Annotated in this window: 20 protein-coding genes; 16 read left to right on the top strand and 4 right to left on the bottom strand. The window is 75.6% G+C overall.

What is annotated here, in order from left to right:
* The first annotated feature begins 9 nt into the window (after nucleotides 1–9).
* The 6 genes from ACSNN9_RS09025 to ACSNN9_RS09000 all read left to right on the top strand — a co-directional run bounded on the left by ACSNN9_RS09025 (nucleotide 10) and on the right by ACSNN9_RS09000 (nucleotide 6,508).
* Nucleotides 10–756 (top strand): ArsR/SmtB family transcription factor, encoded by a 747-nt coding sequence (locus tag ACSNN9_RS09025; protein ID WP_436672461.1) that lies wholly within the window; start codon nucleotides 10–12, stop codon nucleotides 754–756.
* Between the two features lie 160 nt (nucleotides 757–916).
* Nucleotides 917–1,933 (top strand): cytochrome P450, encoded by a 1,017-nt coding sequence (locus ACSNN9_RS09020; RefSeq protein WP_436672460.1) that lies wholly within the window; start codon nucleotides 917–919, stop codon nucleotides 1,931–1,933.
* Nucleotides 1,930–2,724: an isocitrate lyase/PEP mutase family protein gene (locus tag ACSNN9_RS09015; RefSeq protein ID WP_436672459.1), complete on the top strand. Its 795-nt coding sequence runs from the start codon at nucleotides 1,930–1,932 to the stop codon at nucleotides 2,722–2,724. Before ACSNN9_RS09020 ends, ACSNN9_RS09015 begins: the two co-directional genes overlap by 4 nt.
* 140 nt (nucleotides 2,725–2,864) lie before the next feature.
* On the top strand, nucleotides 2,865–3,827 hold the full coding sequence (locus tag ACSNN9_RS09010) for a DUF5715 family protein (protein WP_436672458.1): 963 nt from the start codon (nucleotides 2,865–2,867) through the stop codon (nucleotides 3,825–3,827).
* 4 nt (nucleotides 3,828–3,831) lie between these two features.
* Nucleotides 3,832–5,442, top strand: a complete 1,611-nt coding sequence (locus ACSNN9_RS09005; protein ID WP_436672457.1) for an asparagine synthetase B family protein — start codon at nucleotides 3,832–3,834, stop codon at nucleotides 5,440–5,442.
* Nucleotides 5,443–5,623: 181 nt separating this feature from the next.
* Nucleotides 5,624–6,508: a PfkB family carbohydrate kinase gene (locus tag ACSNN9_RS09000; RefSeq protein WP_436672455.1), complete on the top strand. Its 885-nt coding sequence runs from the start codon at nucleotides 5,624–5,626 to the stop codon at nucleotides 6,506–6,508.
* Nucleotides 6,509–6,562: 54 nt separating this feature from the next.
* Here the strand turns inward: ACSNN9_RS09000 and ACSNN9_RS08995 are convergent, their stop codons facing one another.
* The gene (locus tag ACSNN9_RS08995; RefSeq protein WP_436672454.1) at nucleotides 6,563–7,561 is read right to left on the bottom strand and encodes a linear amide C-N hydrolase; all 999 of its coding nucleotides are present in this window, start codon (nucleotides 7,559–7,561) and stop codon (nucleotides 6,563–6,565) included.
* A gap of 107 nt (nucleotides 7,562–7,668) precedes the next feature.
* Here ACSNN9_RS08995 and ACSNN9_RS08990 point away from each other — a divergent pair, with 107 nt between their 5' ends.
* On the top strand, nucleotides 7,669–7,890 hold the full coding sequence (locus tag ACSNN9_RS08990) for a DUF2188 domain-containing protein (RefSeq protein ID WP_121398663.1): 222 nt from the start codon (nucleotides 7,669–7,671) through the stop codon (nucleotides 7,888–7,890).
* 69 nt (nucleotides 7,891–7,959) lie between these two features.
* Here the strand turns inward: ACSNN9_RS08990 and ACSNN9_RS08985 are convergent, their stop codons facing one another.
* Nucleotides 7,960–9,411, bottom strand: coding sequence for an LVIVD repeat-containing protein (locus tag ACSNN9_RS08985; protein ID WP_436672453.1), 1,452 nt, complete (start codon nucleotides 9,409–9,411; stop codon nucleotides 7,960–7,962).
* Between the two features lie 138 nt (nucleotides 9,412–9,549).
* On the opposite strand from ACSNN9_RS08985, the gene ACSNN9_RS08980 reads away from it, so the two are divergent.
* From ACSNN9_RS08980 to ACSNN9_RS08960, 5 genes are all read left to right on the top strand, one after another.
* On the top strand, nucleotides 9,550–10,242 hold the full coding sequence (locus ACSNN9_RS08980; RefSeq protein WP_436672451.1) for a DUF305 domain-containing protein: 693 nt from the start codon (nucleotides 9,550–9,552) through the stop codon (nucleotides 10,240–10,242).
* A gap of 63 nt (nucleotides 10,243–10,305) precedes the next feature.
* Nucleotides 10,306–11,550, top strand: a complete 1,245-nt coding sequence (locus tag ACSNN9_RS08975; RefSeq protein ID WP_436672450.1) for a sensor histidine kinase — start codon at nucleotides 10,306–10,308, stop codon at nucleotides 11,548–11,550.
* Entirely contained in the window at nucleotides 11,547–12,212 is a 666-nt protein-coding gene (locus tag ACSNN9_RS08970; protein ID WP_436672448.1) for a response regulator, read from the top strand. Before ACSNN9_RS08975 ends, ACSNN9_RS08970 begins: the two co-directional genes overlap by 4 nt.
* 149 nt (nucleotides 12,213–12,361) lie before the next feature.
* On the top strand, nucleotides 12,362–13,156 hold the full coding sequence (locus ACSNN9_RS08965) for an ABC transporter ATP-binding protein (RefSeq protein ID WP_436672446.1): 795 nt from the start codon (nucleotides 12,362–12,364) through the stop codon (nucleotides 13,154–13,156).
* Nucleotides 13,153–15,636 carry an ABC transporter permease gene (locus ACSNN9_RS08960; protein ID WP_436672445.1) on the top strand — a complete coding sequence of 828 codons (2,484 nt, stop codon included), beginning with the start codon at nucleotides 13,153–13,155 and terminating at the stop codon, nucleotides 15,634–15,636. The genes ACSNN9_RS08965 and ACSNN9_RS08960 overlap by 4 nt, the downstream gene beginning before the upstream one ends.
* 59 nt (nucleotides 15,637–15,695) lie before the next feature.
* On the opposite strand, the gene ACSNN9_RS08955 is transcribed toward ACSNN9_RS08960, so the two are convergent.
* Together ACSNN9_RS08955 and ACSNN9_RS08950 are read right to left on the bottom strand one after the other, a co-directional pair.
* Complete coding sequence (locus ACSNN9_RS08955) at nucleotides 15,696–16,958, bottom strand: nucleotide sugar dehydrogenase (protein ID WP_436672443.1); 1,263 nt, start codon at nucleotides 16,956–16,958, stop codon at nucleotides 15,696–15,698.
* Nucleotides 16,959–17,187: 229 nt separating this feature from the next.
* The gene (locus ACSNN9_RS08950; RefSeq protein ID WP_436672441.1) at nucleotides 17,188–18,549 is read right to left on the bottom strand and encodes a serine/threonine-protein kinase; all 1,362 of its coding nucleotides are present in this window, start codon (nucleotides 18,547–18,549) and stop codon (nucleotides 17,188–17,190) included.
* A gap of 548 nt (nucleotides 18,550–19,097) precedes the next feature.
* Between ACSNN9_RS08950 and ACSNN9_RS08945 the strand changes: the two genes are divergently transcribed.
* From ACSNN9_RS08945 to egtB, 4 genes are all read left to right on the top strand, one after another.
* Nucleotides 19,098–19,727, top strand: coding sequence for an RNA polymerase sigma factor (locus ACSNN9_RS08945; RefSeq protein ID WP_436672440.1), 630 nt, complete (start codon nucleotides 19,098–19,100; stop codon nucleotides 19,725–19,727).
* A gap of 1 nt (nucleotide 19,728) precedes the next feature.
* Nucleotides 19,729–20,568, top strand: coding sequence for a hypothetical protein (locus ACSNN9_RS08940; protein WP_436672439.1), 840 nt, complete (start codon nucleotides 19,729–19,731; stop codon nucleotides 20,566–20,568).
* Between the two features lie 176 nt (nucleotides 20,569–20,744).
* Entirely contained in the window at nucleotides 20,745–21,977 is a 1,233-nt protein-coding gene (egtA, locus tag ACSNN9_RS08935) for an ergothioneine biosynthesis glutamate--cysteine ligase EgtA (RefSeq protein ID WP_436672438.1), read from the top strand.
* Nucleotides 21,974–23,308: an ergothioneine biosynthesis protein EgtB gene (gene egtB, locus ACSNN9_RS08930; RefSeq protein ID WP_436672436.1), complete on the top strand. Its 1,335-nt coding sequence runs from the start codon at nucleotides 21,974–21,976 to the stop codon at nucleotides 23,306–23,308. The genes egtA and egtB overlap by 4 nt, the downstream gene beginning before the upstream one ends.
* The last annotated feature ends 39 nt before the right edge of the window (nucleotides 23,309–23,347 follow it).

Below are 23,347 nucleotides of genomic sequence, written 5' to 3'. Positions count from 1 at the left end.
CATGGGGCGGTGACCACCGCCACCACGCGGGGCCGGGCCCTGGCCCGGCTCGCCACCCTGCTCGCCGACGACACCCGGGCCACCATCTGCCTGGCCCTGCTCGACGGCCGGGCGTGGACGGCCGGGGAGCTGGCCCGGCTCGCCGGCGTGGCGCCCTCGACGGCCAGTGACCACCTCACCCGCCTGGTCCGGGGCGGTCTGCTGGTCGAGGAGCGGCAGGGCAGGCACCGCTACCTCCGGCTCGCCGGTCCCTCGGTCGCCCAACTCGTCGAGGACCTCGCCGGCCACGCGCCCGGTCGGCCGGAGCCGGCCCGCTCGCTGCGCGCCGCCCGCGCCGGCGCCGCCCTGACGTACGCCCGCACCTGCTACGACCACCTGGCCGGCCGCCTCGGGGTGCTGCTGCGCGACCGGCTGCTGGCGCGTGGGCTGCTCGGCGACGCCGGGGGGCTGGCGCTGACCCCGGCCGGGCTGGAGTGGCTGGACGAGTTGGGGGTGCCCGTAGACCCGCTGCGGTCCGCGCGCCGCCCCCTCGTACGTGACTGCCTGGACTGGACCGAGCGCCGCCCGCACCTGGCCGGCGCGCTTGGTGCGGCGCTGTGCGGCCGGTTCCTCGACGCGGGCTGGCTTGCCCGGGGCGGCGACCGGTCGCTCCGGCTGACCCCGGCCGGCGGCCCGGCGCTGGCCGCCGCGCTCGGCCTCGCCCCGGCCGACCTCGCGCCGGACGCCGCGCCGGACACCGGCGGTGGCCGCGCCTGACTGTCGCGGTGCGCGCGGTGCGTTTGCGTGCTGGTCTGGTCGGACGGCCCGTCGAGGCCGTCGCCCGGCAGGCCGGCGGGCCCGCAGGCGTGGCACTGCTCGTGCCCGGTGGCGGACGTTTCGGGGGCCGCCGAAGAATCGCGGCCCTACCGTCGCCCGGGTGACCGTCGACGACCTCGTGATCGCGCCCGCGCCCGGCACCCCGCCGTGCGGCCCGCCCACCCGGCACCCCGACACCGGTTGGACGGTGACCCGGCACGCCGACGTGCGGGCGGTGCTCGCCGACCCGGCCTGGCAGGTTCCCGTCGCCCGGGGTGGAGCGCCCGGCACGCTGGCCTGGCTGCGCGGCACCGTCAGCCGGTTCAGCGCCCCGCACCGGCACCTGACCCGCCGGGCCGCCGGGGTCGCCGCGCTGGCCGCAGTCGACCACGACGAACTGCGTGCCGCCGCGGCCCGGCTGACCGCAGAGGTGCTCGACCGTGCCGGCGATCGGCTGGAGGTGATGTCCGGGCTCGCGCGCCACGTACCGCTGCGGGTGCTGGCGGCGCGGCTCGGGCTCGCCGATCCGGTGGCGGCCGTGCCGGCGGTGACCGCCGTGGCGGCGGCCTACCACCCCGGCGCCGACGCGGCGCGGGTCGCCGCGGCCGACCGGGCGGTCTCGGCGCTGCTCGCGATGACGCCGCCGGGCCCGCCCGAGGCGGTGGCGAACCGGATCGGGCTGCTGGTGCAGGCGTGCGACGCGACCGCCGGGCTGATCGGCGCCGCCACCCGCCCCGGCCTGGCGCTGCCCGCGACCGTGTCGACCGGCGACCTGGTCGCCGAGGTGCTCCGGCTCGACCCGCCGGTACGTGGGACCCGGCGGGTCACGGTCGCGCCGGCACGGCTGGCCGGCAACCGCCTGGCGGCGGGCGACGAGGTGCTGCTGCGCTTCGACGCCGCCAACCGGGATCCGGCGGCACACGCCGACCCGGACCGTTTCGCACCCGGCCGGCCCGGCGCGGCACTGACCTTCGGCGCGGGACCGCGCGGCTGCCCGGGCGACCGGCACGCCCTGGCCCTGGCCGCCGGGGTGGTGCAGGTGCTGCGCCACCGCTGCCGGACCACAGCCGCTGCCGTGAACCACGAACCGCACGCGCTGCTGCGCGTCCCGACGACGATCGAGCTGGAGATCCGATGAACGAGCGCTGCGCCGCCTTCCACGCCCTGCACCACGCCGACCAGCCGCTGCTGCTGCCCAACGCCTGGGACCACGCCAGCGCCGCCGCGTTCGTCGCGCGTGGGCATCAGGCGGTCGGCACCACGAGCCTCGGGGTCGCGGCGGCCGCCGGCCTGCCGGACGCGGCGGCGGCCACCCGGGCCGAGAACGTCCGGCTGGCCCGCGCGCTGCGCCGGCTCCCGGTGCTGCTCAGCGTCGACGTGGAGGGGGGCTGCGACGACGACCCGGCGGCCGTCGCCGACCTGGCGGCCGAGCTGGCCGCCCTCGGCGTGGTCGGGATCAACATCGAGGACGGCCGCGCCGACGGCACCCTCGACCCGACGGAGCTGACGGCGGCCAAGGTGGCCGCCGTCAAGGCCGCGGTACCGGACCTGTTCGTCAACGCCCGCACCGACACGTGGTGGCTCGGCACCCCCGAGCCGCTGCCGCAGACCCTCGCCCGGGCCCGTGCCTACGCGGCCGCCGGCGCCGACGGCATCTTCGTGCCCGCGGCGCCGGACGCCGGGACTGTCGGGGCGCTCGTCGCCGGCATCGACGTGCCCCTGAACGTGCTGCACCGGCCGGGCGGACCCACCCTCGCCGAACTGGGTGCGCTCGGCGTGGCCCGGGTCAGCACGGGCTCGCTGCTGTTCCGGGCCGCGCTGGGCGCCGCCCTGGACACGCTGGACGCCGTCCGGACCGGCGGCGGGCCGCACCCGGAACCGACCTCGTACGCCGAGGTGCAGCGGTTGAGCGGAGCGTCCCGACCGTGACCCTTCGTGCGCGCCGTGACCGTCGGACGTTCCGAAGGAGTAGATAGGAGGATTGTTCGGACTCATCCCGTCCGGGCTGATTACGGTGTGTCCAGGGGCGATGCACACAGTGATGCCATGACGGGAGAGAGGACCCGACCATGCGAGTGCCCAGCCGAAGCCCGGGACAGCGGCCCGGTTCCCCCGTCACACCCGCCGCCCCGGCCCGGCGGCGCGCGTTCGCCACGCCGACGCGACCCGCCGCCGCGCCGGACCTGGACGCCTACCGGGCGGCCGTGGCCGAGCTGCTGGTCGAGGTCGGCGCCCTGGCCGACGCGTCCTGCACCGCCGCCCGGCAGGTGCTGATCGACGACCGACTGCGCGAACCCGCCATCGCCGCCGTGCTCGACGCCACCGGGCAGGGGCTCGTCGGCGCGCGCGAGACGCTGCTGCTGGAGATGGCCCGCTACCAGCCCAACGCGCGCAGCTCCGCCGCCGACCTCACCGCGCTGGTCCGGATCTACCTGCTCTCCCGCATCGACGTGATGTGGTGGCGCGACGCCCCCACCTTCCTCACCGACGCCCAGGTCGACGCCAGCCCCGACCTGGTGGACCTGGAGTGGCTGCGCCGGCGGGACCTGCTGCGCTTCCGCTACACCGAGCAGCCGCGGACGCTGTTGCGACGCGGGCTGCGGGCGGTGCGACGCCGGCTGCTGCCCGACGCCACGCCGCGCACCGCCGGCCTGCGGTTCCGGCGGGCCCGCCGCGAGATGGTGGCGCTGCTCAACGACCTCGCCCGGCAGTTCGCCGCCAGCACCCCGCCCGGCACGCCGCCGCTGTGGGTGACCAGCCTGGTCCGCAGCGCCGAGCACCAGCACCGGCTGCGCCGACTCGGGTACGCCGCCATGGTGCCCAGCGGCCACTGCCTCGGCTGGGCGGTGGACGTCGAGATGGAGTGGTTCGGCCGCTTCGGCGTCCGGGACACCCTGGCCGAGCTGCTGCTGGCCCGGCAGCGGGCCGGCGAGGTCAACGTGGTCGACGAGGGGCAGGCCTGGCACCTGTGCCTCGCGCCACCGGCGCGGCGGCGGCTGCGGCGGGCGTACGAAGCCGAGATGGGGGTCTGAGCCGATGTGCGGCATCGCGTTGAGCCTCGGCCCCGAGGCCGATCCGACGATCTTCCGGCGGATGCTCGCCACCCTCGCCCCACGCGGCGAGGTCACCGAGACCCGCTACGAGAACGGCCTGCTCACCGGCACCCGCCGGCTGCCGATCATGGACGCCGAACGCGCCGTGCAGCCGTGGGCGTCCGCCGACGAGCGGTGGCTGCTCTGCTACAACGGCGAGGTCTTCAACCATCACGAGCTGCGCGCGGAACTGGTCCGGCTGGGACACCGCTTCCGCAGCGCCAGCGACACCGAGGTGGTGCTCGCCGCGTTCCTGCGGTGGGGCGAGGGCATGGTGACCCGGCTGCGCGGCGAGTACGCCTTCGCCGTCGTGGAACGGGCCACCGGCCGGGCCTACCTGGTCCGGGACCCGCTCGGCGTCAAGCCGTTGTACTGGGCCCGGACGCCCGGCTGCCTGCATGTCGCCAGCGAGGTCAAAGCGCTGGTCGGGCACCGCGCCCCGATCGTCGAGGTGCCGCCCGGGCACCACGGCTGGGCGGAGCCCGACGGGTCGGTCCGGCTGCGCGCGTACGTCGACCTGCTCACCCTCGGCGACGGGCTGCCGGTGGTGGACGACCCGGACGAGGCCGCCCTGCTCGTCCGTGCCGCCCTCACCGACAGCATCCGGATGCGGGTGGACACCGACCTCACCGTGGGGGTGGTGCTCTCCGGCGGGCTGGACAGCTCGCTGGCCCTGCTGCACGTGCGCGAGATGCACCCCGACTGCGTCGCGGTCACGGTCGGCGTGCCGGACAGCCCCGACGTCGCGTACGCGCGGCGGCTCGCGAAGGACCTGGGGGTGCCGCACGAGGTCGTCGAGCTGCGTCCCCGCGACATCCGGCTGGCCGACATCCGGGAGGCCATCCGGATGTCCGAGCTGACCGAGTACGGGGACATCATCAACGCGGTGGTCACCGTGCCGCTGTTCCGCCGGCTGCGCGAACTGGGCGTGAAGGTGGTGCTCACCGGGGACGGCTCGGACGAGCTGTTCGGCGGCTACCCGATGTACCACGAGGTCGGCCCCGAGGCGTCCCGCCGCCTCTTCCTGCACAAGATCCGCAACCTCTGCCGTACGGAGTTGCAGCGCGTCGACCGGGCCAGCATGGGGCACGGGGTGGAGGCCCGCGTGCCGTTCCTGGACCTGAGCCTCGTCGAGCTGGCGATGCGGCTGCCCATCGGGCTGAAGATGCGCGAGGGGCAGGAGAAGTGGATCGTCCGGCGGGCCTTCGCCGACCTGCTGCCCGACTACGTCCGGCGTCGGCCGAAGAACCCGATGTCGTACTCCTCGGGGCTGCACGAGCGGGCCCGGCTCTACAAGCCGCTCTTCGCCCGGCTGCACCGCTCGTTCGGCTACCACCTGCTCGAACCGGTGCGCCGCGACTTCGACAACGTGCTGACCCGGTGCGGCAACGACCTGGACCGGGCCATCGCCGACGGCCGGGCCCGGCCCGACTACACCCTGCTGGAGCACGCCCGCGACCTGGCCGGCGCGGCGAAGTGGAACGCCGCCCCGATGGTGCGCCGGCTGGTCGGGCCGCGCCGCACCCGGGGCGACGAGGCGCCGCTGCCGGGGTGACCGGCCGCCACCCGCGGGACCGTGGGCGCTCCGCGCGCCGTGGCGGCCCGTCCGGGGCCGGGACCGCCCGCCGCGCACCTCCCGCGACCGGGACGGCCCGGCGCACACCCCTCGCGGCCGCATCGGACACTCCCCGGGCTCGGCGTGGATCAACCGGGGCGGTCGCGGGTAGTGGTCCGGCATGGCGGAACTGGACGTGATGGTGGTCGGGCAGGTGGCCCGGGACCTCGTGCTGCTGGTGGACGAGGTCCCGCAGGCCGGCGGGACCACCCCGGTGCGGCGGCGGCGCGAGCTGCTCGGCGGCAAGGGGGCCAACCAGGCCGTCGGGCTGGCGCAACTCGGCGCCGCCGTCGGCCTGCTCGGGGTGGTCGGCGACGACGAGGTGGGGGAGCGGCTGCTGGCGCAGGCGCGGGCCGACGGCATCGACGTCGGGTGGGTGCGGCGCCGGCCGGACACCGCGACCGGGCTCATCGTCGACGTGGTCGACGCCGACGCCCGCTGGCGCTATCTGGAGGACATTCCCGAGGCCACCCTGCTCACCCCCGACGACGTCGCCGGGGCGGCGTCCGCGCTGCGGGCCGCGCGGGCCGTACTGGTGCAGCTCCAGCAGCCGGCGCGGGCCGCCCTGGCCGCGGCCCGGACCGCCAGGGAGGCGGGCCGGCTGGTCGTGCTCGACGGCGCGCCGGCCGACGCGGCCGACGTCGACGCGCTGCTCGCCCTCGCCGACGTGCTGCGTGCCGACGCGCAGGAGGTCGAGCTGATCACCGGCGACGCGCCGCGGGACGCCGCGGCGGGGCTCGCCGCCGGGCGGGCGCTGCTGCGCCGCGGCCCGTCGCTGCTGGCCGTCGAGGTGGCCGGGAAGGGCAACGCGTTTGTCTGGCCCGACGGTGAGCTGTTCCTGCCGCTGAGTGAGACGCCCACCGTGGACGACACCGGCGCCGGGGACGCCTTCGTCGCCGCGTTGACTTTGGGCGTGCTGCGCGGCAGTCCCGTGAGCGGGTCGCGCGGCACGCCGTCGCGGCGGCCGGCGCCACCGTGGGCCATCCGGGCGGTCGGCCCGCGCTGACGCCCGAGGCGATCCACGCGCAGCTCGACCGGATCCCGGCCGGGTGAGCGGCGCTCACCGCACCGGAAGCCGGTAGCGGTGCTCGCCGCCCACCGCGGTGGTCAGCCGGACCTCCCCGCCGCGTAGGTCGTACGTCACCGACCAACGGGTGTGCGCCTGCCGGACGTCGCGGAGGATCCGGAAGGCCGCGGTGGCGTCCGCCGCGCCGCCGCTGCGGTCGAGCGCCTCGGCGATGATCCGGTAGCGGCGGTCCGCACGGCGACGCTCCTCCGCGACGCCGACGACCGGCACGTTGGTCAGTGCCCGCCAGCCGCCCACGCCCCGCTCGACGCGCAACCGGCCGTCGACGAACTCGACCACGGCCGAGGCGCCGCCGCGGTCGGCGATCAGGTAGTGCAGCGGCGGGCCGCCCGCGAAGTCCAGGTTGTACCGCTGGAAGACGGCCACCGCCTCGTCGACCGTCGCCGCGCGGTCGAGCACCAGTCGCAGGACGCGTACCGACCCGACGGTGGCCCGGCCCGGGTCGCGGTCGGCGCGAGCGCCGTCGTCCGCGGCGAGGCCGACCGCCAGCCCGCGCTCGTTCACGCCGTCGAAGGGCAGCAGCGGCGCGTCGAGCAGCCGCCGGTCGCCGGCCGGGTCGGCGCCCACCCCGAGGTAGGACATGTCGACCACCGAGATGCTGGCGTACGCGTCCGGCGGATCGGTGCGCAGCACCAGCGCCGGATTGGCGTCCCAGTCGAAGTTGCGGGCGAACAGCGGCCGGTCGGGATCACCGGCGGCGACGAAGAGCGAACACCCGAACGGCTCCGCCGCGGCGGCGTCCGTGCCCACCGTCGGGTCGTACGCCCCGACGTAGGTCATCTCGTACAGCGGGAGGTCGGCGACCCTGCGCAGGCTGGCCAGCGTCCGGCGGACCTGGCCGGCGTCCTGCCGGGACGCGCTCGGCGCGCCGGCCGTCGTCACGGGCGCCGCGACGGGCCCCGGATCCGCGGTCGAGCAGGCGCCGACGGCCAGCACCAGGGCCAGGCCGGCACCGAGGAGAGTTCTCCGCATGACCGTTGGACGCCCTGGCGGCGGCGGACGGTTGTCCACGGAGGAGGGTTTTCCGCCCCGGGGGCCCGGGTATCCCGGAAGACCTGACCGAGAGGCGGGTGACTGACATGAAGCGCAACCAGTACCACGTCGTGCCGAACGGCGGCGGCTGGAAGGTCGAGCAGGGCAACCAGGTCGTCGGCACGTTCGACACCAAGCAGCTCGCCGTCGAGGCGGGGCGCCGGGCGGCGCACGGCAACGAGCCGAGCCAGCTCGTCGTACACACCTCCGACGGCAAGATCGAGACGGAGTACACCTACCAGAACGACCCGTACCCGCCGGCCGGCTGACCGCCGCGTCCGCCGTGGACACCGACGGGCCCGACCCCCTGCGGGGCCGGGCCCGTCGTCGCTGTGCGACTACCAGCTCAGGTAGCTGGGCTGGGTCTGCGCGTTCAGCTCGCGGTACCGGACGAGGTTCGCCGTCCAGGTCCGCCAGTCGGTCAGCTTCAGGACGTCGAGGCCCTTGCGCATGTCGTTGGAGTAGATGTAGCCGTTGTAGTAGTACGCGGACCAGGAGCCGCCGCCGGTCAGCCGGTCTGCCGACAGCGGGCCCCGCTCCCAGAACGCGATCTCCTTCGGGTCGGCCGAGTCGGTGAAGTCCCAGACGGAGATGCCGCCCTGGTACCACGCCTGGACCATGATGTCGCGCCCGAGCACGGGGATCAGCGAGCCGTTGTGCGCCACGCAGTTCTCGGTGTCGGCGTTGATCCGGGGAATCTTGTAGTAGCTGCGGAAGACCATCGTCCGGGCGTCGCCGCGGCCGGTGATGTCGTAGATGGCGTCGGCGCCCCGGTCGGGGCCGATCGCCTCGGTGCACGTGGCCGCGCTGCCGCCGCCCAGCTCGTCGGTGAAGACGACCTTGGTGCCGGCGTTGTTGAACGTGGCGGAGTGCCAGAACGCGAAGTTGACGGTGTCCCGCACCCGGTTGATCAGCCGCGGGGCCTCCCGGTCCGAGATGTCCATCAGGATGCCGTCACCCATGCACGCGCCCGCCGCGAGGTCCTTCTCCGGGTAGGCGGTGATGTCGTGGCAGCCGGTGGTCGCCGAACCGCCGGGCCGACCCTCGTAGCCGCCGTCGGGGAAGAGGTTCGGGGAGGCCACCACCGCCGCGTCGGTGGGCGACTTCACCGGCACCTTGACGATGGAGACGGAGTCGTGCGGGGGCTGGCAGTCGGGGAACTCCGCCCGCGGGCTGTACGAGGAGACGTACAGGTAGACGGTCCTGCGGTCCTTGCCCGGCACGAGGGTGTGGGTGTGCGACCCGCAGGCCGTCTCCACCGCCTTGACGTAGCGCGGGTTGGCCTTGTCGCTGATGTCGAAGACCTTGATGCCCTCCCAGGACGCCTTCTCCGTCGCCGGCGCGCTGGTGCTGTTGCAGGAGTCGTCGCTGCGGGAGGAGTCGGTGGAGAGGAACAGCAGGTCGCCGTGGACGGAGATGTCGTTCTGCGACCCGGGGCAGTAGACCTGCGACACCACCGTCGGCGCGGTCGGCCGGGAGATGTCGTAGACGACGAAGCCGTTGTAGTTGCCGGCGAACGCGTAGTGGCCCTGGAAGGCGAGGTCGCTGTTCGTGGCGTCCAGCGGCGCCTGCTTCGGTAGGTTGGCGACCTGCCGAAGGTTGGGGCTGCTGACGATCTCGTCGACGCCGGGGATGGTGTAGGTGGTGTCCACCGTGCCCGATGGGGCGGACCGCGTCACCGTCCCGGCACTTCCCGGTGTGGCGGTGGCGACGCTGGCGAGGAGGATGCCGGCCGCGGCCAGGCTCACGGTGGTGAGCCGCCTGGCCCGCGGGGTGCGAAAAGTGGTCATCGGCGATGCCCTTCGCAAGGGGATGGCAATTGCGCACACCTTACCGCCCAACGAGTTCCATCGATGTGATACATGTCACACAAAAGGATCCCTGTCGATGTATAGCATCGCCATGACCTCTACCGGGGGGAGTGGCCCATGACCAACCGCCGCGCGCGGACACTGGCCGTCGTCATATCCGCGCTCCTGCTCGCCATGGTGGTGGTCGTCCTGGCCCGTTCCGGTGGCGGCTCGACCACGGCTCCGGCGGCCCAGGTCACCGCCAGCGCCCCGACGTCCGCCCCGGCCGGTCCGGACCGGCCCACGGTGATCGTTCCCGGTCGGCCGGGCGAGGCCGCCGCGACCCGGCCGGCCGCGGAGCTGCGCGACGCGGCCACGTCCCGGCACAACTCGATGGACGTCTGGTTCGTCCGGATGATGATTCCGCACCACGCCCAGGCGCTGGAGATGGCGGAGCTGGCCCCCGACCGCGCCGCCGACCCGGCCCTGCGCGCCCTCGCCGAGCGGATCCGGGCCAGCCAGGGCCCGGAGATAGGCATGATGCGGGGCTGGTTGCAGGACCGCGGCCTCCCCACCGAGGTCGCCGGGCACGACCACGCCGGCATGCGGGGCATGCAGACGCCCCAGGCGATCAGGCAGCTCGCCGCGGCGCGGGGCGCCGAGTTCGACCGGCTCTTCGTGCGGATGATGACGGAGCACCACCAGGGCGCGGTCCAGATGGCCACGGACCTGCTCAAGGTCGGCGCCGACCTCACCCTGTCGGAGTTCGCCAACTCCGTCGCCACCGAGCAGACCGTCGAGATCGACCGGATGCGCGAGCTGCTCTCCTGACCCGGGCCGGCGGCCGACCGGGATCGGGGCGGAGTGACCCTTGACCTGCGGCACGTACGCTGGGTGACCGTGAACCGTACGATCTTCGGCCGCCCCCTGCGGGGCGTCGGCTTCGACGTCCTCGTCGCCGTCGCGGTGGTGCTCCTCGCCCTCGCCGGCCTGGCGAACCAGCCCGGCGGATGGAAGGCCACCCTGGTCGGCGCCGCGATGGCCGTGGCGTTGCTGTTCCGCCGGGCCCACCCGTCGGCGGTCGCTCTGGTCGTGGCGGCGCTCGCGCTGGTGCAGGTGGTCGCCGGATGGGGGCCGCTGGCCTTCGACGTCGCGGTGCTGATCGCCCTCTACAGCGTGGTCAAGTACGCCGACCGGCTCCGCGACGGGGTCCTCGCCGGGATCGGCGCCGCCGTCGGGGTGGTGCTCGCCGGCCTCCAGACCCAGGGCGTCATCGCCTGGTGGGCGACGGCGATCTACTACGGCCTGGTCACCGGGGCGGTCTGGCTGGTCGGGCTGAACGTGCGGACCCGCCGGTTCTACGTGCTCAGCCTGGAGGAACGGGCCGCCACCCTGGAGCGGGAACGCGAGGCGGAGGCGCGCGCCGCCGTCGCCGGGGAACGCACCCGCATCGCCCGGGAACTGCACGACGTGGTGGCACACAGCATGGCCGTGATGATCGTGCAGGCCGACGGGGCGCGGTTCATGCTCGACCGGGACCCGGAGACCGCCCGCCAGGCGGTCAAGGTGGTCGCCGACACCGGCCGGCAGGCGCTGGAGGAGATGCGCCGGCTGGTCGGCGTACTGCGGGAGCCCAGCCCGCCGGAGGCGGGGGCCGGCCCGGGTGCGGCGGGCGAGCCCGACGGCGCCGGGGTGGCCGCCGACCCGGAGCACCGCCGGCTGGCGCTGGCCGAACTCCCCGCCCTGCTCGACCGGTTCCGCGCCGCCGGCCTCCAGGCGCGGCACACGGTCACCGGGAAGCCGACGCCGATGCCGCCGGGGCTGGAGCTGACCGTCTACCGGGTGGTGCAGGAGGGGCTCACCAACGCGCTGAAGCACGCCGGGGTCGGCGCCGGCGTCGAGGTCACCGTCGCCCACGCCGACGACGCCGTGCTGGTCCGGGTCGTCGACGACGGGCGCGGCCGGCCCCCGGTCAGCCCGGCGCCGTCCGGCGGGCACGGCCTGGTCGGCATGCGCGAGCGGGTCGGCGTGTACGACGGCGCCCTGACCGCCGGGCCGCGACTCGCCGGGGGCTGGCAGGTCGAGGCGCGGCTACCGCTACCGTCGACGTCCGGAACGACGGAGGTGACGGCGGCATGACGGTCCGCGTGGTGATCGTGGACGACCAGGCATTGGTCCGCGCCGGTTTCCGGATGGTGCTGGACTCCCAGCCGGATCTGGCGGTCGTCGGCGAGGCGATCGACGGGGCCGACGCCCTGCGGCTGCTGGCCCGCGTCGAGGCCGACGTCGTGGTGATGGACGTCCGGATGCCCACCATGGACGGGGTGGAGGCGACCCGCCGGATCTGCCGGGACCGTCCCGCCGGACCGCCCCGGGTGCTGGTGCTCACCACCTTCGACACCGAGGAGGACGCGTTCGCCGCGCTCCAGGCCGGCGCCAGCGGATTCCTGCTCAAGAACGTCCCGCCGGAGGAGCTGCTGGCGGCCATCCGGGTGGTCGCCCAGGGCGACTCGGTGGTCGCCCCGTCCATCACCCGGCGGCTGCTCGACCGGTTCGCCGGCCGGCTCGGCCCGGGGCCCGCCGAGGACCCCCGGATCGGCCAGCTCACCGAACGCGAGCGGGAGATCCTGCTGCTGGTGGCGCAGGGCCTCTCCAACGCCGAGATCGCCGCCCGGGTGCACGTCGCGGAGGCCACCGTGAAGACGCACGTCGGGCGGATCCTCGCCAAGCTCCAGCTCCGCGACCGGGTGCAGGCCGTGGTGCTGGCGTACGAGACCGGGCTGGTCACCCCCGGCGGCTGAGCCCCGGCTACGACCCAGGTCGTACGGGCCCACCCCGTCAGGGGCTCCCCAGGTCGCAGCGGGATCACCGCGTCGGGTGGACGCGGCCGGGCCGGCGGCGCCCATAGCGTCGGAGACGTCCCAGCCACGATCTCCACGGGGAGCTCCACGTGTCCGTCGCACCTCCCGCGCACGCCGCCGCCGGCGTCGCGGTCACCGCCTGCGGCCTGTCCAAGCGGTACGGCTCCGGCCAGGCCGCCGTCGTCGCCCTCGACGGCGTCGACGTCGACTTCGCCGCCGGTCGCTTCACCGCCATCATGGGCCCGTCCGGCTCCGGCAAGTCCACCCTCATGCACTGCCTCGCCGGCCTGGACCGGCCCACCTCCGGCAGCGTGCGCATCGGCGACGCCGAGCTCGCCCGCCTCGACGACAAGCGGCTCACCCTGCTGCGCCGCGACCGGGTCGGCTTCGTGTTCCAGAAGTTCAACCTGCTGCCGGCGCTGACCGCCGAGGAGAACATCGTGCTGCCCCTGGCGATCGCCGGCCGGCGGCCGGAGCGGGCCTGGCTGCGCCAGGTCGTCGCCGCGGTGGGGCTCGCCGACCGGCTGCGCCACCGTCCCGCCGAGCTCTCCGGCGGCCAGCAGCAGCGGGTGGCGGTGGCCCGCGCGCTGATCACCAAGCCGTGGGTGATCTTCGCCGACGAGCCGACCGGCAACCTGGACTCGCGCTCCGGCGCCGAGGTGCTGCGCCTGCTCCGCGAGGCCGTCGACACCCTCGGCCAGACGGTGATCATGGTGACCCACGACCCGTCGGCCGCCGGGCACGCGGACCGGGTGGTCTTCCTCGCCGACGGCCGGCCGGTACGGGACCTCACCGCGCCGACCGCCGAGCGGGTGCTCGACGCACTGGCCGGCCTCGACCCGGCGCGCGTGCCGGCCGCCGGCCGCGAGGCGGTGGCCCGGTGATCCGCACGACCCTGCGCCAGCTCCGCGCCGAGGCGCTGCGCCTGATGCTCTCGTCGCTGGCCATCGTGCTCGGCGTCGCGTTCATCGCCGGCACGCTGATCTTCGTCGACGGGATGCGGGCCGGCGCGTACGACCGGGCCGGGGCGTTCGACCGGCACACCGACCTCGCCGTCCACTCCGCCACCGACGATCCGCTGCCGGCCGCCCTGGTCGAGAGGGTGCGCTCCCTCGACGGGGTCGCCGCCGCCGAGGGGGAGCTGCTCGGCTCCGGCGGGATCGTCGGCGCCGACGGCCGCCCCGTGCTCGGCTACGCCGTCCTCGCCGCGATCCCCGCGGACCCGGCGCTGCGCTCGTACGACGTGGTGGCCGGCCGGCTGCCCGACCGCCCCGGAGAGGTGGTGCTGGACGCCGAGACCGCCGAGGAGGAGGGCTTCGCCCTCGGCGCCCCGGTACGCGTCGGCGGCGGCGGGGGAGCGGCCCGCCCGTACACGCTGGTCGGCACGGTCGACGTGGCCGGCACCTCCCGCGACGTCGGCGGTCCGTTCATCGGCCTGGTCGGCGCGGACGCCCTCGCGGTGACCGGCCAGCGGGGCTACGACCGGATCATGGTGGCCGCCCGGCCCGGCGCGGCCGACGAGGCGCTGGCCGAGCGGGCCGCCGAGGTCGCCGGAGCCGGCGCGACCGTCAAGACCCGGCAGCGCATCCTCGACGACGCCGTGACCGACGCGGTCCGCGACCTGGAGCAGTTCAACATGGTGCTGCTGACCTTCGCCGGGGTCGCCGTCGTGGTCGCCGGCTTCGTCATCGCCAACACCTTCGCCATCGTGCTCGCCCAGCGGACCCGGCGGACCGCGCTGCTGCGGCTGGTCGGCGCGACCCGGGGCCAGCTGTTCCGCGCGGCGCTGCTGGAGGCCGCGCTGGTCGGGCTGGTCGCCTCCGCGGCCGGTGTGCTGATCGGCGTGGCCCTGGCCGGCGGCCTGAACCAGCTGATGACGCGGCTCGACGCGCCGGTCTCCGGCGGGCTCACCGTCACCGGCCCGACCGTGCTGGTCAGCCTGTTGCTGGGCACGGCGATCACGATGGGCGCCGCCCTGCTGCCCGCGTGGCGGGGCACCCGCGTCGCCCCGGTCGCCGCGCTCACCGACGCGGCGGTCCAGCCCGCCCGGGGGGCCGGCCGGCTCCGGCTGACCGTCGGGGCGCTGGTCTTCGCCGCCGGGATCGCCGCGCTGGTCGGCGCCGCGTCCGCCGTCCAGGTGGTGCTGGTGGCCGCCGGCGGCGTGCTCACCTTCTTCGGGATCGTGCTCTTCGGCCCGGTGCTGGTGCCGGCCCTGGTCCGGGTGCTGGGGTGGCCGGCCCGCCGGCTGTTCGGGGCCACCGGCGCACTGGCCGTGGCGAACGCCGTACGCAACCCGCGCCGGATCGCCGCGACCGCCACCGCCCTGGTGATCGGGATCGGTCTGGTGTCGGCCTTCGTGGTCGGCGCCCGCAGCACCAAGGACGGCATCGAGCGCAGCGTGGACGCCGAGATCGGGGTCGACTGGCTGGTCACCGGGATCGGCGGGGACCTGCCCGCGCCGCTCGTGGCCGAGCTGCGTGCCCGCCCCGAGCTGGCGGTGGTGCACGAGCAGCGCGCCGCCGTCGCCGCCGACGTGCAGATCCAGGCCGCGCACCCCGCCCTGGTCGGTCGGACGCTGACGGGCGTCGTGGCGGGCGAGGTCGACCGGCTGGGGCCCGGGTGGGTGCTGGTGCACCGGGAGCTGGCCGAGGCCCGGGGCTGGACGACCGGCTCCACCGTGACCGTGCGCGGCCGGTCGTTCCGGGTGGCCGCGGTCGTCACCGCCGACGGGCCGACGCTCGCCGGCAGCCCCGTCCCCGCCGGTCACGTGATCGACGTGGTGGACGCCGACTTCGCCGACCTCTTCCCCGACGAGCGGGGTCACCTGGCGGAGATCGACCCCGCCGACGGGGTCTCCGCCGGTCAGGCCCGGGCCGCCATCGAGGCGGTGGTCGCCCGGTACCCGACGGCGAACCTGATGGACCAGGGCGCGTACAAGAAGATGCTCACCGCCACGGTCGACATGCTGCTCGCCTTCGTCACCGCGCTGCTGGGTCTGGCCGTGGTGATCGCGCTGGTCGGGGTCGCGAACACGCTGAGCCTGTCGGTGGTGGAGCGGACCCGGGAGAACGCCGTGCTGCGGGCGGTCGGACTGACTCGGGGCCGGATGCGGGCCATGCTGGCCGTCGAGGCGGTGCTGATGGCGCTGGTCGGCGCGGTGCTCGGGATCGGCCTGGGCACCGGCGTCAGCGCCGCCGCGATGGCCCTGCTGGCCCGGATCAGCGGTGACTTCGCCGTGGTGCTGCCGGTGGGGCAGCTCGGGATGATCCTCGGGGTCGCGGTCGTGGCCGCCCTGGTCGCGTCGGTGCTGCCGGCCCGCCGGGCGCTGTCCCGGCCGGTCGTCGAGGCGCTCGGCGACCAGTGACATCCGCCGGCCGGTCCCATCGCCCGCCGAGGCGGCGGGACCGGCCAGCGGTGCCGGGTCTACAGGCGCTCCACCACCGGGCCGACACACCGGTTGCGGGTGTCGAAGACGTACCGGGCGTGCCGGGTGACGAGGTCGTAGTCGAAGTCGTCGTGGTCGGTGACCACCACCACCGCGTCCGCCGCGCGGACCTCCCGCTCGGTCAGCTCCACCACGAGCACGCCGCCCGGGATCTGGTGCGGCTCCGCGTACGGCTCCACCGCCCGGACGTCCGCGCCGAGGGCCTGCAGGCGCCGGGCCACGTCGACGGCGGGGGAGTCGCGCATGTCGCCGGTGTTCTTCTTGTACGCCAGCCCGAGCAGCAGCAGCCGGGCCCCGCTGACGGTGCGACCGGTCCGGTTCAGCCCGTTCATGATCCGTTGGGCCACGTGCTCGGGCATCTCGTGGTTGACGTCGTTGGCCAGCTCGATGAACCGGAACTGCCGCCCGAGGCGCCGCTTGACCTGCCAGGACAGGTAGCACGGGTCGATCGGCAGGCAGTGCCCGCCGACCCCCGGGCCGGGCCGGAACGGCATGAAGCCGAACGGCTTGGTCTCCGCCGCCTCGATCGCCTGCCACACGTCGATGTCGAGGTGGTGGGAGAGCATCGTCAGCTCGTTGATCAGGGCGATGTTCACCTGGCGGAACGTGTTCTCGATGAGCTTGGTCAGCTCCGCCACCCGGGTGGAGTCCACCGGCACGGTCCGTTCCACGAGCCGGCGGTAGAACCCGTCCACCCGGGCGAGCGCGACCGCGTCCACCCCGGAGACCACCTTCGGGGTGTTCTCCAGGCGCCAGGTCCGGTTGCCCGGGTCGATCCGCTCGGGGCTGTAGCCCAGGTGGAAGTCGCCCGGGCTGCGCAGGCCGCTGGCCGACTCCAGCAGCGGCCGCAGCAGCTCCTCCGTGGTGCCGGGGTAGGTGGTGGACTCCAGGATCACCGTGCAGCCCGGCCGCACGTACGGGCCGATACCGACGCCGGCCTGCTCCACGAAGCTGAGGTCGGGCGTGCCGTCGCGCAGCGGCGTGGGCACCGTGATCACGCAGATGTCGAAGCCCTCCGCGTCGGTGTACGCCGTGCTCGGCCGGTACCGGCCGCTGCCCAGAGCCCGCCCCAGCCGGTCGGCGGGGATGTCCTCGACGAACGACTCACCCGACGCGAGCCGCTTGACCCGGTCGGAGTCGACGTCCAGCCCGACCACGTCCAGGCCGGCCTCGACGGCCCGCATGGCCAGCGGCAGGCCGACGTACCCCTGGCCGATCACGACCAACTTCTCAACGCTCACCCGGACTCCCGAGGCAGACTACGGAAAGAACCTGCTTGGGAGCCTAGAGCGATCTCTGTGCCCGTAAGTCCGGTTTGGGATTATCGGTGCCACTGGGGTGGGCGCAGCGTCAGGAGAGGAGCACGCGGGGCGGCGTCGGGCAGGCCGCGCGGGACCCCGCAGACCGGCCGGGCGGGCGTGAACCGCGCCGCCGGTGACCCCACCGCCGTGGACCGGGCCGCTGCCGGGGTCAGACGACCGGCGGGTTCTCCGGCTCCGCGGGCGGCGTGGTCTCCGTTGCGGTCGGCTCCACCGGCGGCGTGGTCTGCGTCGGAGGGCTGCTGCTGGGCGTCGGCTCCGGCGCGTCGTCGCTCTTGGTGGGATCCGGCGACTCCGGAGCCGCCGATCTGCTCGGCTGGGGGGAGACCGGGGGCGCGGTGGCCGACGGCGAAGGACTGGAGGTCGAGCCGGCGGGCCGCATCGGTCGGTCGGGGCCGACGGGGGCGTCGTCCTGCTCCGCCGGCGCCTCGACGCTGCCACTCGGCTCGGCGGCCGGGGTGGTGGCCTGCGGCACCTTGACCGCTGGCGCGTCGGCCTCGCTGGTCATGCCGAGCGCCGCGCCGAGAGCCCCCAGCGCCACCAGCACCGCCGCCGCCGCGCCGACGAGGGTGCCGCGTCGCTTCCGGCGGGCGACGGTCGCGGCGACCGGCGCGTCGGTGCGGGTGCCCCGGTCGACGCCGCCCGCCGCCGCGGCGGCGGGCACCATGGCGGTCGGCGCGGACGGGTCGGACACGGCGGCGCGGGCGGCCTCGGCCATCGCCGCCGCGGAGCTGAACCGGTCGGCCGGATCCTTGGCCAGGGCGCGGGAGACCAGCGCGCGGACCGCCTCCGGAACGTCGTGCGGCAGCTCCGGCGGCTCGTCGTCGAGGTGGCGCACGGCGACCTGTAGCGGGTTGTCGCCGGTGAACGGCGGGCTGCCGCTGAGGCAGCAGTAGGCCACGGCGCCAAGGGCGTAGATGTCGGTCGCCCCGGACACCGGCCGGCCGGCTGCCTGCTCCGGCGCCATGTAGAGCGCGGTGCCGGGCACCGCGTTGGTGCTGGTGATGCTGGTGACGTTGGTCGAGCGGGCGACGCCGAAGTCGACCAGCACGACGCTGCCGTCCTCCTGCACCAGCAGGTTGCTCGGCTTGACGTCGCGGTGCACGATCCCGCCGAGGTGCGCGGCGTGCAGCGCCTGCGCGACCTGCGCCACGATCGCCATGGTCTCGGCCACGTCGAGGTGCCCGGCGGCCTCGATCCGCTTGGACAGCGGCTGGCCCGTCACGAACTCCATGACCAGGTAGTCGGCCCGGCCGCCGTCGGGCAGGTCGTCCTCGCCGCAGTCGAAGACCTGAACGATGCCCGGGTGGCGCAGGGCGGCCATGATCCGGGCCTCGGCGCGGAAGCGGGCGATGAAGTCGGGGTCGGAGACCAGGGCCGGCAGCAGGACCTTGACCGCGACCTGCCGGCCGAGGACGAGGTCCTTGCCCCGCCAGACGTCGCCCATGCCGCCCGTGGCGACACGCTCGTCCAGGCGGTAGCGACCGCTGAGTACGACCTCCGATGACAACACAGCACCACCGTACCCAGACCGGCGGGGATCGGCGCGCCGCCCGGCGCCGGCCCGACCCGCTCCGGCCGCCGGGCGGGGGCGGCGGGACCGCACCCGCGTCGGATAGGCTGTGACTGCCTGCGGACCGTGTGTGACTGAATTCCACCCATCTGTGCCGTACGCTGGGCGAACGCGCCGCCGCCCGCGACCGCCGGCGGGTGCAGCGTCCCAGGCCCCCGCGCCGTTACGGCGACGCCCCGCCCGAACGGCTAGATAATTCTCACTCTTCTGCCCACCCGATCGGGCTTGCCGGAACGACTCGCCGCTCCTAGCGTTAGCCCGACTTCGGGCCCGCCCCATGGCGTCGCCGCGGCACCTGCGCCACCGGCCGTGCCGCCACGGCAGGAGTCCAGACGTACCGTCCGGGCGATGCGGTCCCGGGCGTGATCAGTTCAGCGGGGGGCTGAGGGTGCGGGATCAGGTCCGGTTGCCGGGCCGTGCTTGCCTCGCGTACGCCCACGTCGGCGTGCGTGGCCTGCGCGTGCCGACGGGACGGAAGCGGCGGCCCCATGACGGGTGAGCTGAACGAGGCTGTCGTGGCGGCGCAGGCCGGCGACGAGGACGCCTTCCGCTTCCTCTACCGCAGCCTCCAGCCCGGCCTGCTGCGATACCTGACCGCCCTGGTCGGCGCGGACGCCGAGGACGTCGCGTCCGAGGCCTGGCTGCAGATCTCCCGCGACCTGCCGAGCTTCACCGGTGGCGAGTTCCGGGCCTGGACCGTCACCATCGCCCGCAACCGGGCCATGGACCACCTGCGCCGGCAACGCCGTCGCCCCTCGCTGCCCGTGCCGGTGCAGGCGCTCGCCGAACTGGCCGGCGACGCCGACACCGCGGAACGGGCCGGCGAGACGATCGGCACCGAGGCGGCGCTCGCGCTGATCGCCACCCTGCCGCCCCGCGAGGCCGAGGCCGTCCTGCTCCGCGCGGTCATCGGGCTGGACGCCGAGACCGCCGGGCGGGTGCTCGGCCGCCGGCCCGGCGCCGTGCGCACCGCCGCCCACCGGGGGCTGCGCCGGCTCGCCGCGCTGATGGAACGCCACGACCCGACCCAGTCACAGGCCGCTCCCGAGGCCGCCGCGCCGCCCCGACCGCGTACCGGCCGGCGGCAGGCGTCGCACGCCGAGCCGGCGGACGGTTGACGTGAGGGGATTCAGCATGTTCTTCCGCCGGGCCGAGCGGCCCGCCGACCGCGACGCGTCCGACCGGCTCCTCGACGCGGCCCGCGCGGGCGCGCCTGGTACGCCGGACACCGACGGGTCCGACCCGCTCGTCCGGCTGCTCTCCGCCGCCGCCGCCCCCGCCCGGCCCGGCGAACTGGCCGGGGAGGAGGACGCCCTGGCCGCGTTCCGGGCGGCCCGCGCGGCCGGCCCCGCCGCCGGGGCGGTCCCCTCGCCACGCCGACGCCGGTTCACCGCCGGGGCCGTGGCCTGGGGTGCGGGGATCGCCGTCACCGCGACCGCGGGCGCCGCCTTCGCGGCCGTCACCCTGGACCGTGCCGACGACCCGGTCCCGCCGCCCCGCCCCGCCACTGCGACGCCGGCCACCCCGGCGCCGGGCACCACGGGGCCGGGCGCCACGGAACCGGAACGGGACAAGCCCACCGGAGCCACCGGCGGCCACCCCAGCGGGAGCGCGCCCCATCCCTCCGCCGCCCCCACCTCGGGCGCGCCCGTCCCCGGCACCACCGCCGGCGACAGCCGCCGGACGCCGGAGCCGCGCACCGAGGAGCTGCGCGGCCTCTGCCAGGCGTACCTGGCCAGGACGCCGGCGCAGCGGGAGAAGGTCCTGGACACCCCCGCGTTCGCCCAACTGGTGACCGCGGCGGGCGGCCGGGAGCGGGTGGGGGACTTCTGCGGGGAACTGCTGCCCGAGGCGGCAGCGGAGGAGACGACGAACCCGCCGAGAAGGGGGCCGACGACACCGCCGACCCCGGCCCCGGGCAACGCCGGCCGGCCCGTCACGGTCACGCCGGGCGGCTGATTCTCCCGCCCCGTTGCGGTGGGGCGGCCCGCCCGTTTCCGCTGCACGTTCCGGCCGCCGCGCGATGTTCGTCTGCTAGACAGGAGTGCGTGGGGCCGCCGACGCCCTCGCCGACGACGGTGGGTGGCGTTACGGTGACACGGACCGGAAGTCGGCCGGGGAAGGGGGCCCGTCCTGTGGTGACGTCGCCGGAGCTCGACCGGACCACCGTCCTGCGGGAGTCCGCCGCCGCCGAGGGCCACCTCGCGCGCATCTGCTTCAAGACCGGCCCGCCGACCCGCACCGGCGTCGAACTCGAATGGACCGTGCACGACGCCGCCGACCCCGCCCGCCCGGTCGACGGCGAGCGGCTCCGAGCGGCCCTGGGGCGACACAGCCCCCGCACCCTCGACCGCGCGAGCCCCGCCGAGCCGCTCCCACACGGTGGCACCGTGACCGTGGAACCTGGCGGGCAGTTGGAGATCTCCACCGCGCCCCGCTCCTCGCTCGCCACCCTCATCCACGCCACCGACGGCGACATCGCCGAGCTGAGCGGCCTGCTCGACGCCGCCGGGCTGGTCCTCGGGCGCAGCGGCATAGACCCGCACCGGCCGCCCCGCCCGGTGGTCGAAGGCCCCCGCTACCGCGCCATGCGCCACGTCTTCGACCGACGCGGCCCGGCCGGCCGGACGATGATGTACAGCACCGCCGGTCTCCAGGTCTGCCTGGACGCCGGGGAGCCGGAACACCTGCCGGACCGCTGGGCGGCCGTGCACGCGCTCGGGCCGCCCCTGCTGGCCGCGTTCGCCACGGCCGAACGGCACGCCGGCCGCAGCACGGGCTGGGCGTCCGCCCGGATGGCCGCCTGGTACGGCATCGACCCGGCCCGTACCCGTCCCGTCTGGACGCCGGAGACCGACGTCGACCCGGTCGCCGCCTGGACCCGCTACGTCCTCGCCGCGCCGCTGCTCTGCGTGCGCGGCGACGGCCCCGACTGGACGCCGCCGCCGGGGATCACGTTCGCCGACTGGGTCGACGGGGCGCTGCCCCGGCCGCCCACCACCGACGACCTCGACTACCACGTGAGCACCCTCTTTCCGCCGGTGCGACCCCGGGGCTACCTGGAGCTGCGCTACCTCGACACGCAGCCCGGTCGGGGCTGGGTGTTCCCGCTCGCCGTGCTGGCCGTCCTGCTCGCCGACCCCGGCACGGTCCGCGCGGCCCGTGCCGTCGCCGGGCCGGTGGCGCACCGCTGGCACGCCGCCGCCCGCCACGGCCTGCGCGACCCGGCCCTGGCCGCCGTGGCGGCCGACCTGTTCGACCTGGCCCTCGCGGCCCTGCCCCGGCTCGACCTGCCGGCGGCCCTGCACGACGACATCGACCGAGGCCTACGGCGGCGACGGGACGCCGCGGGGAGGAGTCACCGGTGACCGGAGCGACGACCTGGGTGGGCACGGAGCAGTTGCGCAGCCGGATCGCGGCGGAGCTGGAACGCACCCGCGCCCGCACCGCCCTGCTGACCGAGGCGGTCGACGAGGCCGACCTGGTGCGGCAGCACTCGCCGCTGATGTCCCCGCTGGTTTGGGACCTCGCCCACGTCGGCAACCAGGAGGAACTCTGGTTGGTCCGGGACGTGGGCGGACGCGAGCCCGTCCGGCGGGACATCGACGACCTGTACGACGCGTTCAAGCAGCCCCGCCGGGACCGCCCGACCCTGCCGCTGCTGCCCCCGCGGGAGGCCCGGGCCTACCTGCTCACCGTCCGGGAGAAGGTGCTCGACCTGCTGGACCGGGTCGCGTTCACCGACCGGCCGCTGGTCGCCGACGGCTTCGCCTTCGGGATGATCGTGCAGCACGAGCAGCAGCACGACGAGACGATGCTCGCCACCCACCAGCTGCGCGCCGGCCCGGCGGTGCTGCACGCCCCGCCGCCGCCGGAGCCGAGGGCCCGGGTCGACGCCGAGGTGCTGGTGCCGGCCGGCGAGTTCACCATGGGCACCGACACCGACCCGTGGGCGCTGGACAACGAGCGCCCCGCCCACCGGGTCCACCTGCCGGCGTACGTCATCGACGCCGCGCCGGTGACCAACGGGCGCTACCGCGAGTTCGTCGCCGACGGCGGCTACGACGACCCGCGCTGGTGGAGCCCGGCCGGCTGGCGGCACCGACGGGAGGCGGGGCTGTCCGCGCCGATGCACTGGCGACGCGACGGCGACGGCTGGGCCTACCGGCGGTTCGGGCGGTGGGCGCCGGTGCGCGACGACGAGCCGGTGGTGCACGTCTGCTACCACGAGGCGCAGGCGTACGCCGCCTGGGCCGGCAAGCGGCTGCCGACCGAGGCGGAGTGGGAGAAGGCGGCCCGCTGGGACCCGGCCACCGGCCGCTCCCGCCGCTACCCCTGGGGCGACGACGACCCCACCGCCGAGCACGCCAACCTGGGCCAGCGGCACCTGTGGCCCGCCCCGGTGGGCGCCTACCCGGCCGGTGCCTCGCCGCTGGGCGTGCACCAGCTCGTCGGCGACGTGTGGGAGTGGACCTCCACCCCGTTCCGGGGGTATCCCGGCTTCACCGCGTTCCCCTACCGCGAATACTCGGAGGTCTTCTTCGGCGACGACCACCGGGTGCTGCGCGGCGGGTCGTTCGGTACCGACCGGGCCGCCTGCCGGGGCACCTTCCGCAACTGGGACTACCCGATCCGGCGGCAGATCTTCAGCGGCTTCCGCTGCGCACGGGACGCCCGGCCGGAGGAGTCGCAGCCGTGAGGACGCCGCCGCCGGACGGGCGGGTCGCGCGCCGACCGG

Origin of the sequence: Micromonospora sp. URMC 107 (genome assembly GCF_051386315.1) — a bacterium.
Taxonomy (GTDB): Bacteria; Actinomycetota; Actinomycetes; order Mycobacteriales; family Micromonosporaceae; genus Micromonospora.
The sequence above is the reverse complement of the archived record's forward strand: the minus strand, read 5'-3'. Positions and strand labels throughout refer to the sequence as shown.

What these genes read in the sequence shown, in the direction of transcription:
- ACSNN9_RS09015 (WP_436672459.1), top strand. Translation starts at nt 1,930, where the DNA reads ATGAACGAGCGCTGCGCCGCCTTCCACGCCCTGCACCACGCCGACCAG.
- ACSNN9_RS09010 (WP_436672458.1), top strand. Translation starts at nt 2,865, where the DNA reads ATGCGAGTGCCCAGCCGAAGCCCGGGACAGCGGCCCGGTTCCCCCGTC.
- ACSNN9_RS09005 (WP_436672457.1), top strand. Translation starts at nt 3,832, where the DNA reads ATGTGCGGCATCGCGTTGAGCCTCGGCCCCGAGGCCGATCCGACGATC.
- ACSNN9_RS09000 (WP_436672455.1), top strand. Translation starts at nt 5,624, where the DNA reads ATGGCGGAACTGGACGTGATGGTGGTCGGGCAGGTGGCCCGGGACCTC.
- ACSNN9_RS08995 (WP_436672454.1), bottom strand. Translation starts at nt 7,561, where the DNA reads ATGCGGAGAACTCTCCTCGGTGCCGGCCTGGCCCTGGTGCTGGCCGTC.
- ACSNN9_RS08990 (WP_121398663.1), top strand. Translation starts at nt 7,669, where the DNA reads ATGAAGCGCAACCAGTACCACGTCGTGCCGAACGGCGGCGGCTGGAAG.
- ACSNN9_RS08985 (WP_436672453.1), bottom strand. Translation starts at nt 9,411, where the DNA reads ATGACCACTTTTCGCACCCCGCGGGCCAGGCGGCTCACCACCGTGAGC.
- ACSNN9_RS08980 (WP_436672451.1), top strand. Translation starts at nt 9,550, where the DNA reads ATGACCAACCGCCGCGCGCGGACACTGGCCGTCGTCATATCCGCGCTC.
- ACSNN9_RS08970 (WP_436672448.1), top strand. Translation starts at nt 11,547, where the DNA reads ATGACGGTCCGCGTGGTGATCGTGGACGACCAGGCATTGGTCCGCGCC.
- ACSNN9_RS08945 (WP_436672440.1), top strand. Translation starts at nt 19,098, where the DNA reads ATGACGGGTGAGCTGAACGAGGCTGTCGTGGCGGCGCAGGCCGGCGAC.